The 10,427-nt window shown below is 74.7% G+C and carries 7 protein-coding genes; 2 read left to right on the top strand and 5 right to left on the bottom strand.

All coding sequences use genetic code 11. The features are described from left to right. The first annotated feature begins 542 nt into the window (after positions 1-542). Positions 543-1,541 (top strand): tryptophan--tRNA ligase, encoded by a 999-nt coding sequence (trpS, locus tag ACZ407_RS31670; protein WP_468134362.1) that lies wholly within the window; start codon positions 543-545, stop codon positions 1,539-1,541. 87 nt (positions 1,542-1,628) lie between these two features. Here the strand turns inward: trpS and proC are convergent, their stop codons facing one another. The 5 genes from proC to ACZ407_RS31645 all read right to left on the bottom strand — a co-directional run bounded on the left by proC (position 1,629) and on the right by ACZ407_RS31645 (position 7,333). Beyond that, the gene (proC, locus tag ACZ407_RS31665; protein WP_468134360.1) at positions 1,629-2,438 is read right to left on the bottom strand and encodes a pyrroline-5-carboxylate reductase; all 810 of its coding nucleotides are present in this window, start codon (positions 2,436-2,438) and stop codon (positions 1,629-1,631) included. Positions 2,439-2,561: 123 nt separating this feature from the next. Then, positions 2,562-3,437 carry an ABC transporter permease gene (locus ACZ407_RS31660; RefSeq protein WP_468134358.1) on the bottom strand — a complete coding sequence of 292 codons (876 nt, stop codon included), beginning with the start codon at positions 3,435-3,437 and terminating at the stop codon, positions 2,562-2,564. Beyond that, positions 3,434-4,261, bottom strand: a complete 828-nt coding sequence (locus ACZ407_RS31655) for an ABC transporter ATP-binding protein (protein WP_468134356.1) — start codon at positions 4,259-4,261, stop codon at positions 3,434-3,436. Before ACZ407_RS31655 ends, ACZ407_RS31660 begins: the two co-directional genes overlap by 4 nt. Before the next feature lie 2,277 nt (positions 4,262-6,538). After that, positions 6,539-7,042, bottom strand: coding sequence for a hypothetical protein (locus tag ACZ407_RS31650; protein WP_468134375.1), 504 nt, complete (start codon positions 7,040-7,042; stop codon positions 6,539-6,541). A 24-nt stretch (positions 7,043-7,066) separates the two neighbouring features. Then, on the bottom strand, positions 7,067-7,333 hold the full coding sequence (locus tag ACZ407_RS31645; RefSeq protein WP_468134354.1) for a peptidase: 267 nt from the start codon (positions 7,331-7,333) through the stop codon (positions 7,067-7,069). A gap of 117 nt (positions 7,334-7,450) precedes the next feature. On the opposite strand from ACZ407_RS31645, the gene ACZ407_RS31640 reads away from it, so the two are divergent. Next, the gene (locus ACZ407_RS31640; protein WP_468134352.1) at positions 7,451-9,841 is read left to right on the top strand and encodes a protein kinase domain-containing protein; all 2,391 of its coding nucleotides are present in this window, start codon (positions 7,451-7,453) and stop codon (positions 9,839-9,841) included. The last annotated feature ends 586 nt before the right edge of the window (positions 9,842-10,427 follow it).

Genomic DNA, 10,427 nt, shown 5'->3' with positions numbered 1-10,427 from the left:
TTCCCCTTCCGGCGGTTCCGACTCTATCAGATCCTTTCGGGCCTGACTCCCAGTCAGCGGGCTTTGCCTTCCGGGCTGTTGGGCCCTTCCGGCGAGTGAGACCTTAGCGGATTCCCAACCGCCGAAGCCAATCGGCGGCCGTCCTTTCGGACAGGGATTCCCCATTCGCAAATACGCATGAAAACGAGACGGCAGAGTGCGCCGTTCGTTCGAATGGTTGTTGCGGGAGGGCTGTCCGGGGACCGACCAGAGTCGGCGCTCACGTCGGACAACTCGGAGAACACTACGCATCGGGGTGGGTCGTGTCAACCGCCGGACAAGCCCCACCCCTGGGGGCTACCCTCGTCCTCATGAACACGCATGCGCTCAGCCTTCGCTGGTGGCCCGCCTGACGGCGGCCACCTCCTACGCGAACGCGCGCATGCGCTCACGGCCGCCGCTCCCGGCGGCCGTTTTCGTTTCTCCCCCCCTGGGAGTCCCGGCCGTCGGACCGGCGGCCGTCCCACCCGCCCCGTACGGGGCCCACACAGGGAGAAACAGAGATGACGAGGATCTTCAGCGGGATCAAGCCGACCGGCCACCTGACCCTGGGCAACTACCTCGGGGCGCTCCGGCAGTGGGTCACGACCGACCAGTTCCAGGCGGAGGCCGTCTTCTGCGTGGTGGACCTGCACGCGCTGACCGTGGAGCACGATCCCGCTCGGGTGCGCAGGCTCAGCAGGCAGGCGGCGACGCTGATGCTGGCCGCGGGGCTGGATCCGGAGCGCTGCACCCTCTTCGTCCAGAGCCATGTGGACGAGCACGCGCGGCTCTCGTACCTCCTGGAGTGCACGGCCACCGACGGGGAGCTGCGGCGGATGATCCAGTACAAGGAGAAGTCGGTGCGGGCGCAGGCGGCCGGGGAGAGCGTACGGCTGTCGCTGCTGACGTATCCGGTGCTGATGGCGGCGGACATCCTGGCCTACGCGACGGACGAGGTGCCGGTGGGTGAGGACCAGCGGCAGCACGTGGAGCTGGCGCGGGACATCGCCGTGCGGTTCAACCAGCGCTACGGGCACACGTTCACGGTGCCGCGGGCCACCCATCCGAAGGTCGCCGCGCGGGTCATGGACCTCCAGGACCCGACGGGGAAGATGGGGAAGTCCCATGCGTCCACGGCCGGGATCGTCTATCTGCTCGACGAGCCGGAGGTCGTACGGAAGAAGGTCATGCGGGCCGTGACCGACAGCGACGGCGAGGTGGTCTACGACCGGGAGGCCAAGCCGGGCGTGGCCAATCTGCTCGACATCCTCGCCGCGTGTACCGGTGGTGATCCGGCCCGGCTGGCGGAGGCGTACACCCAGTACGGGCCGTTGAAGAAGGACACCGCCGAGGCCGTGGTGGAGGTGCTGCGGCCGGTGCAGGAGCGGCATGCGGAGCTGTCGGCGGATCCGGGGCGGCTGGAGGAGGTGCTGCGGTCGGGTGCGGAGCGGGCTCGGGCGCTGGCCCGGCCGGTGGTGGACTCGGCGTACGAGGCGATGGGGCTGCTGCCGGCGGTGTGAAGGGCCGGGGGCGCTCGTGGGCGCCGGTGCGGCCGGTGCGCCGTCCGCCGCCTCTGCGGGGAGGCGGCGGACGGTGGACGGCGGCGGTCAGCTGTTGCCGGAGGCGAGCTCGCGGCTGCGGTCGCGGGCGGCTTCGAGGGCGGCGATGAGCGCGGCGCGGACCCCGTGGCGTTCGAGTTCGACGATGGCGTTGATGGTGGTGCCGGCGGGGGAGGTGACGGCCTCGCGGAGCTTGACCGGGTGCTCCCCGCTGTCGCGGAGCATGACGGCGGCGCCGATGGCGGCCTGCACGATGAGGTCGTGGGCCTGGGCGCGGGGCAGGCCGAGGAGGATGCCCGCGTCGGTCATCGCCTCGACGAGGAAGTAGAAGTAGGCGGGGCCGGAGCCGGAGAGGGCGGTGGCGGCGTCCTGCTGGGATTCGGGGACGCGGAGGGTCTTGCCGACCCCGCCGAAGATCTCCTCGGCGTGGGCGAGGTGTTCGGCGGTGGCGTGGCTGCCGGCGGAGATGACGGACATGGCCTCGTCCACGAGGGCCGGGGTGTTGGTCATGACCCGGACCACTGGGGTGCCGGGGGCGAGCCGCTCCTCGAAGAAGGAGGTCGGGATGCCGGCGGCGCCGCTGATGACGAGCCGGTCGGCGGGCACGTGCGGGGCGAGCTCTTCGAGGAGCTTGCCCATGTCCTGCGGCTTGACGGTGAGGATGAGGGTGTCGGCCCGCTTCGCGGCCTCGGCGTTGCTGACGGGCTCGACCCCGTAGCGGGTGCGGAGTTCCTCGGCGCGGTCGGCGCGGCGGGCGGTGACGAGGAGTTTGCCGGCCGGCCAGCCGCCCCGGATCATCCCGCTGAGCAGGGCCTCGCCGATCTTGCCGGTGCCGAGGACTGCGACTGTCTGGGTCATACGGGCTCACCTCGCCGAGCGGTCTGTGCTGCGTACGTCCTCATCCTTTCACCCGGGCCGGGGCGGCGGCGGGGGTGTCCGAAGGGCGGTCGGGGCCGATGGCCGGGGGTGCGGCGGGGGCGGTCAGGGGGTGCGGCGGCGGAGGGTGGCGGCGCCGAGGCAGAGGACGAGCAGGGCGCAGCCGGCGACGACGAGGACGTCGCGGACGAAGTCGGCGGTCATGTCGGCGTGGGTGAGGACCTCGGTCATGCCGTCCACGGCGTAGGACATGGGGAGGGCGTCGGAGATGGCGCCGAGTACGGGCTGCATGGTGTCGCGGGGTGCGAACAGGCCGCACAGCAGCAGCTGGGGGAAGATCACCGCCGGCATGAACTGGACGGCCTGGAACTCGGAGGCGGCGAAGGCCGAGACGAACAGGCCGAGGGCGGTGCCGAGGAGGGCGTCGAGCAGGGCGACGAGGAGGAGCAGCCAGGGGGAGCCGGTGACGTCGAGGCCGAGCAGCCACAGGGCGGTGCCGGTGGCCAGGAGGGATTGGACCACGGCGAGGCTGCCGAAGGCCACGGCGTAGCCGGCGATGAGGTCGGCCTTGGCCAGGGGCATGGCGAGGAGGCGTTCGAGGGTGCCGGAGGTGCGCTCGCGGAGGGTCGCGATGGAGGTGATCAGGAACATCGTGATCAGCGGGAAGATCCCGAGGAGCGAGGCGCCGATGCTGTCGAAGGTGCGGGGGCTGCCGTCGAAGACGTAGCGGAGCAGGACCAGCATCAGGACGGGCACGACGAGCATCAGGGCGATGGAGCGCGGGTCGTGGCGGAGCTGGCGCAGGACGCGGGCGGCGGTGGCGAGGGTGCGGGAGGGGGAGAGGGCGGGTTGGCGGCTCGGGCCGGGGTGGGGGGTGTGGGCCGGCTCGTGGGTGTGGGGCGGCTGGTGGGTGCGGGCCGGCTCGTAGGTGCGGGCCGGGTGGTGGGGCGGGGTGGCGGGCTGGGGGGTCGGGGTGGTCATCGGGGTTCCCCTTGGGGGTCGGCTGCGGCGGCGTGGGGGGTGGCGGCGGGGTTGCGGGCCTCGTCGACCAGGCGGAGGAAGGCCTCTTCGACGGTGTCGGAGCCGGTGCGCTCGCGGAGGGCTTCGGGGGTGTCCTCGGCGAGGATCCGGCCTTCGCGCATGAGGAGGAGGTGGTGGCAGCGCTCGGCCTCGTCCATGACGTGGGAGGAGACGAGGAGGGTGGTGCCGCGGGTGGCGGCGATGTCGTGGAAGAGGTTCCAGAGGTCTCGGCGCAGGACGGGGTCGAGGCCGACGGTGGGCTCGTCGAGGACGAGGAGCTCCGGGGAGCCGAGGAGGGCCACGGCTAGGGAGACCCGGCTGCGCTGGCCGCCGGAGAGGTTGCCGGCGAGGGCGCCGGCGTGGCCGGTGAGGTCCACGTCGTGCAGGGCCCGGGCGACGGCGGCACGGCGGCGGGCGGCGGCGGGGCGGCCGGGGTCGAGTACGGCGGCGAAGTAGTCCAGGTTCTGGCGGACGGTGAGGTCGTCGTAGACGGAGGGGGCCTGGGTGACGTAGCCGATGCGGGGGCGGAGGGCCGGGGCGCCGGCGGGGTGGCCGAGCACGTCGAGGGTGCCGGTGACGTGGGCCTGGGTGCCGACGATGGCGCGCATGAGGGTGGACTTGCCGCAGCCGGAGGGGCCGAGGAGGCCGGTGATGCGGGCTCGGGGGACGGCGAAGTCGATGCCGCGGATGACGGGGTGGGTGTTGCGGGTGACGTGGAGGTCGGTGGCGTGGATGGCGGGGTGGTGGGGGGTGGCGGGGGGTGGATCGGCGCTGTTATTCATCATGCGATGAATAATGGGTGCGGGTGGAGGGGGCGTCAAGGGGGCGGAAGGGTGGTGTACGGCGCGGGCGTGGCCCTGCGGGGCCGTGTCGTACGGCTGGGCCGTGACCCTGCGGGGCCGTGTTGCGGGGCGCGGGCCTTGAACCCCGCGGGGCCGTGCCGCCCGGCGCGGGCGTGAACCTGCGGGGCCGTGCCGCCCGGCGCGGGCGTGAACCTGCGGGGCCGCGCTGCTCGGCCCGGGCCGTGACCCTGCGCGGCCGCGCTGCTCGGCCCGGGCCGTGACCCTGCGCGGCCGCGCTGCTCGGCTCGGGCGTGACCCTGCGGGGCCGTGCTGCTCGGCTCGGGCGTGACCCTGCGGGGCCGTGCTGCTCGGCTCGGGCGTGACCCTGCGGGGGCCAGGTTCCGGGGCGCACGCCTTGACCCCGCGGGATCGTGCTGCGCGGCGCGGGTGCGACCCTGCGGGACCGCGTTGCCCGGGCCGGGCGGAACCCTGCGGGCGGGTACGCGCCGCGGGCCGTGACCCTGCGAGGCCTGTTGTACAGCGGGGGCCTGACCTGCGCGGCCATGTTGCGAGGCGCGGGTGTGACCTACGGGGCCGTGGTGCGGGGCGCACATCTTGACCCTGCGGGATCGTGCTGCCCGGCTCGGGCGTGACCCTGCGGAGCCTGTTGCACGGCACGGGCATGACCTGCGGGGCCTATTGTACAGGGCGGGCGTGACCCTGCGGGGCCGTGTCGTACGGCCCGGGCCGTGACCCTGCGGGGCCGTGTTGCGGGGCGCGGGCCTTGAACCCCGCGGGGCCGTGCTGCCCGGCGCGGGTGCGACCCTGCGGGGCCAGGTTCCGGGGCGCACGCCTTGACCCCGCGGGGTCGTGCTGCGCGGCGCGGGTACGACCCTGCGCGGCCTGTTGCACGGCGCGGGCCTGACCTACGGGGCCCTGTTGCGAGGCGCGGGTGTGACCTACGGGGCCGTGCTGCGGGGCATACATCTTGACCCTGCGGGGTCGTGCTGAGCGGCCCGAGCGTGACCTGCGGAGCCTGTTGCACGGCGCGGGCATGACCTGCGGGGCCTGTTGTAAAGCGCGGGCGTGACCCTGCGGGCGGTGGGCCGGACGGGCTGGGACCCTGCGGGACCGCGTTGCCCAGGACCATGCGGAACCCTGCGGGCGAGTAGGCGCCGCGGGCCGTGACCCTGCGGGGCTATGTTGCGGGGCGCACGCCTTGAACCCCGCGGGACCGTGCTGCCCGGCGCGGGTGCGACCCTGCGGGACCGCGTTGCCCGGGCCGCGCGGAACGCTGCGGGCGGGTACGCGCCGCGGGCTGTGACCCTGCGGGGTCGTGCTGCGCGGCCCGAGCGTGACCCTGCGGAGCCTGTTGCAGGGCGCGGGCATGACCTGCGGGGCCTGTTGTACAGCGCGGGCGTGACCCTGCGGGGCTTTCCCCTACCCGCCCCTTCCCGAACCGGGGCTCCGCCCCGTGCCCCGCGCCTCAAACGCCGGCGGGGCTGAAAGGCCCGGGGCTCCGCCCCAGACCCCGCGCCTCAAACTCCCCCAGCCCCAGGGGGCTGGGAGGTACCCCCTGGCGAGGCTGGAAGTGTGCCGCGTACGCCTCGGACGCCCGCGGGGATGGAAAGGCGGGGCTTCGCCCACCGGCCCGCGCTTCGAGCACCAGCCCGACCGGAATTACGCCACGCACGCCCCAGGCATCAGCGGGGATGGAAAGGCCCGGCTTCACCCACCGGCCCCCGCGCCTCCAGCGCCAGCACGGCCGAAGTTTCGCCACGCACGCCCCAGGCATCAGCAGGGTGGGGGCGGGGCTTTGACCGCGGGCCCCGTGTTTTTGGGCGTCGGTGGGGCTGGGGTTGGGTGCGGCCGGTTCTGCGGCCGCGGCCCGCTGGGCGGTTTCGGGGGCTCCGCCCCCGGACCCCCGCGCCTCAAACGCCGGCGGGGCTGGAGTTGCCCACGGGTCACCCCGCCCTGCGGTGAACCGCAGATTCGGGCAGGCAGCGGCACATCAAGCCCGTCCGGCGATTGAGGACCGGGGTGCGGGGCAGAGCCCCGGGGGCGACGGCCGGGTGTGGCTTCGCCTCGGGGCCACCCCGCCCCGGCCGTCGGGCGAAGCGATGAGCCGCAGATACAGGCCGGGCGGCACATCAAGCCCGTCCGGCGGTTGAGGACCGGGGTGCGGGGCGGAGCCCCGGGGGCGACGGGGGGCGTGGGTTCGCCGCCTGGCAGGCAGGGGTGGAGCCGGCTTCGCCAGTGATCGAGGCGGGGCCGGGCCCGTTATTTCTTGCGCTTGGGGCGGCGGGTGGCCGGGTTGCCCGTGCGGGTGGCCCGGCGGCGTTCGTACGCCGCGAGGGATTCCTCGTACTCGGCGCGGCGCAGCTTCTCGCCGGGGGCCTCGTACAGCGTGCGGAGGAAGTACGCGATCAGTGAGCCGATGAAGCCGATGGCCTTGAGGCCCTTGAGGGAGGCCTCGTCCGAGGAGGCCCGGTGCGGCCGCGTGTAGCTCTCCCACGTCTTGGCGAAGGCGATCGCGCTGCAGATCGCGAACATCGCCACGACGGTGAAGGAGACGAAGCCGCCGACGTTGCCGAGCTCCAGCCCCTCGTACGCGAAGCGCAGGACGAACGCGGCGGCCACGGCGGTGATCAGCGAACCGGCGGCCACGGCGGCGCGGCGCAGCGCGTAGTTGCCGTCGTGGTTCAGCCAGGTCGTGCCGAAGTAGCGGATCGGCTCCGGCTGGGGACCGGTCGGGGTGTTCGGTGCGTCGCTCACACCAGCGATTATCCCCCCGCGGCGGGCCGGCCCTCAGGAGCAGCGCGGCGCCACGTAGCCGTCACGGCCCGTGTTCACGTACGCGTCGGAGACGTACTGGCCGTTCCCGATGTTGTCCCAGAGGGAGGTGGTGCCGTACGGGCCGGTCACGGTGGTGCCCGGGCACTGGCAGTAGATCGGCACGTACGCGTCGTACGGCAGGACCTTCACGATCGAATAGCCGGTGCCGGGTCCGCTGCGGACGTTCACGCGGTAGCCCGGTGCGACCGGATAACGGGCGCCTGTTGCTTCGGTGGCCATGCGCAGCCCCTCCCCCTTTTTCTCCCCCAACGCTTCACGGTGCGTCACTCGCGCAGGTTAGCAAGGCTCGACTAGGCTCCTCGGGCGCGTCGGCGAACAGGCACACGGGGGGTGGGCATGCCGCGCCCAGGAGATTCACCGCATCCTTCGCAGCCGGTCCATCCGGAATTCGCCGGGCAGTACCGGCTGGAGTCCGTGCTGGGTTCGGGCGGCATGGGCGTGGTTTATTTGGCCGCCTCCGCCTCGGGACTGCGGCTCGCGGTCAAGGTGGTGCACGCGGAGTTCGCGGCGGATCCCGAGTTCCGGGCCCGGTTCCGGCAGGAGGTGGGCGCCGCGCGGCGGGTGTCCGGTGCGTTCACGGCGGCCGTGGTCGATGCGGATCCGGATGCCGAACGGCCGTGGATGGCCACGCTGTTCGTGGAGGGGCCCACGCTGGCCGAGCGGGTGAAGCGGAAGCCGCTGGACACGGCGGAGCTGAGCCGGCTGGGCGCCGGGCTCGCGGAGGCGCTGCGCGACATCCACCGGGCGGGGGTGGTGCACCGGGACCTGAAGCCGAGCAACGTGCTGATGGCCGCCGACGGGCCCAAGGTCATCGACTTCGGCATCTCACGCCCGTACGACAGCGATCTGCGGACCGAGACCGGGAAGCTGATCGGGACCCCGCCGTTCATGGCGCCGGAGCAGTTCCAGCGGCCGCGGGAGGTGGGGCCGGAGGCGGACGTGTTCGCTATGGGGGCGGTGCTCGTGCACGCGGCCACCGGGCGGGGGCCGTTCGACTCGGACAGCCCGTACCTGGTCGCGTACCAGGTGGTGCACCACGAGCCGGAGCTCTCGGGGGTGCCCGCGGAGCTGGCTCCGCTGATCGCGCGCTGCCTGGAGAAGGACCCCAAGGACCGGCCGACCACGGACGCGCTGCTGGCGGCGCTGCGGTCGGCGGCGTATCCGACCTCGGAGGACACGCGGGCGTTCATACCGGCGCCGCGGGTTCCCCGGGAGGGGGGCGGGCGGGGGGCGTCGTCCGTATCGGAGGCGGCCGGGCGGGAGCCGGTTGCGCGGGAGGCGGTCGGGCAGGAGGCGGCCGGGCAGGAGCCGGTCACGCATCGGCGGGTGCGGATCGGGGCGGGTGACGGTTCTGGTGCGGGGCGGCAGGGCGGGAAGGCCGCGGTGGGCGGGGCCGCCGCAGCCGCTCCGGGACGGCGGCTGCGGGGGCCGCGGCGGGCCGTGGTGACCGGGGCCGGGCTGCTGGTCGCCGGTGCGGCGGTGGCGGCGTACGTGTTCGGCGGCGCCGGGGTTACGGGGAGTCCCGCGGCGGGACGGCCCGCGGGGCGGGCTGCGGCCGCGCCGGGGCAGGCGCCCTGGTCGGTGGCCCTGGCGCGCAGCGGCGGGATGCCGGTGTGCTCGGCAGGCGGGGACCAGGCGCTCTATTGCACGGGGCCGGGGACCGGGGCCGTACGGCTGGCGCAGGCGGACGGGTCGGTGCGGTGGTCGGTGAAGGCGGCCGACGGCGGCAGCCGGGTGGGCTCGGACCGGGCCCCGGTGCCGGCGGGCGGCCTGGTGCACACGGTCGGGCCGGACGGGAAGCTGCTGGAGGCGCGGGATCCGGGTACGGGCGCGGTGCGCTGGTCGGAGCGGCTGCCGGCGTCGGCGAGCCTGCTGTACGCGGGGCCGGGGCGGGCCACCGTGCTGGTGGCCGAGCCCTCGGGGCGGATCACGGCACGGGATGCGGCGAGCGGGCGCCGGCTGTGGTCGAAGCGGCTGGGCGGGGTCGGGTCCGTGCTGGCGGCGGGGCCGGAGGGCGGCGGGGCGGAGCCCGGGCTGGTGTTCCTGGTGACCCCGGCCGGGGACGGGAGCTCCACGTCGGTGGTGGCGGTGGCCGCGGAGAGCGGGCGGGTGCGGTGGCGGCTGCGCGCGGACGGGCAGCTGGCGCCCGCCGGGAGCGCGGCCGGGGCGCTGCTCCTGCTGCGCAGCGACCGCTTCCAGCTGACCGATGCGGTCGTACGGGTCGAGGTGGCGACGCGGGCGGTGCGGACGGTGGTGCTGCGGACGCCGGTGGATCAGGCGCAGGCGGGGGTGGGGGCTGACGGGAGCGTCTACCTTGCGGGGTTCGGTGGTGGGGTGACTGCGGTCGGGACGGGGGCCGGGGCGGGGGCGGGGGCCGAGGCGGGTGGGTCCGGCTCCGGTCCGTCCGGCTCCGGTGGGTCTGGGGGCTCTGCGGGCTCCGGGGCGGCCGTGGGTGAGCTGTGGCGGGTGGAGACGTTGGTTTCGCGGGTTTCGCGGCCCGTCGTGGCCGGCAGGCGGGTGTATCTGGCCGCGGCGGACGGGCGGGTGCTGGCGCTGGATGCGGAGCGCGGGCGGATGCTCGGGCAGACGAAGGTGCGGGGGGCTGCGGAAGGGGCTGGGCTGGCGCCGAACGTGCCGGTGCCGGTGGTGGGTCGGGGCGGGTGGATCTTCGCGAGTGCGCCGGACGGGTCGGTGTTCGGGGTGGGTGGAGACCCGGGCGCCTGGTAGCGGGGGCCGTACCGCTGCGCGGGGCCTTCCCCGTCCGGGGGACCCCTGGTTCCCCGGACCGGGACTCCGCCCCGTGCCCCGCGCCTCAAACTCCCCCAGCCCCAGGGGGCTGGGAGGTACCCCCTGGCGAGGCTGAAAGGACCCGGGTCTCCGCCCCGGACCCCGGTACTCAAACTCCCCCGGCCACCGCGGGGAGCGCCCCTGGACGGGCTGGGTTTTACCCCGGCCCGGATGGGGCCGCCGAGCGGAACGCGCGCGGGGCCGGACCTGGCACGGCAGCACGACGCTGCCGGGCCCCATCAAGCGGCAGCAGGCCACGCCTCCACCACCCGCCGGCAGGCCGCCCCTTCACCAACGGCCAAGGGGCACACCCCAGCCCCGCCGGCGCCTGTGGCGCGGGGGCCCGGGGGCAGCGCCCCGGAAACCCGCCACCAGGCCGCACCCTCACCAACCGGCAGCTGCCAGCCGGGAGCCGGCAGCCCGGCCACACCCTCACACCCGGCAGCAGGCCATGTCTTCACCAGCGGCCGGGGGGCACACTCCAGCCCCGCCGGCGCTTGAGGCGCAGGGGCCCGGGGGCAGCGCC

The sequence above is a fragment of the Streptomyces sp. NPDC030809 genome (assembly GCF_055572195.1).
The sequence above is the reverse complement of the archived record's forward strand: the minus strand, read 5'-3'. Positions and strand labels throughout refer to the sequence as shown.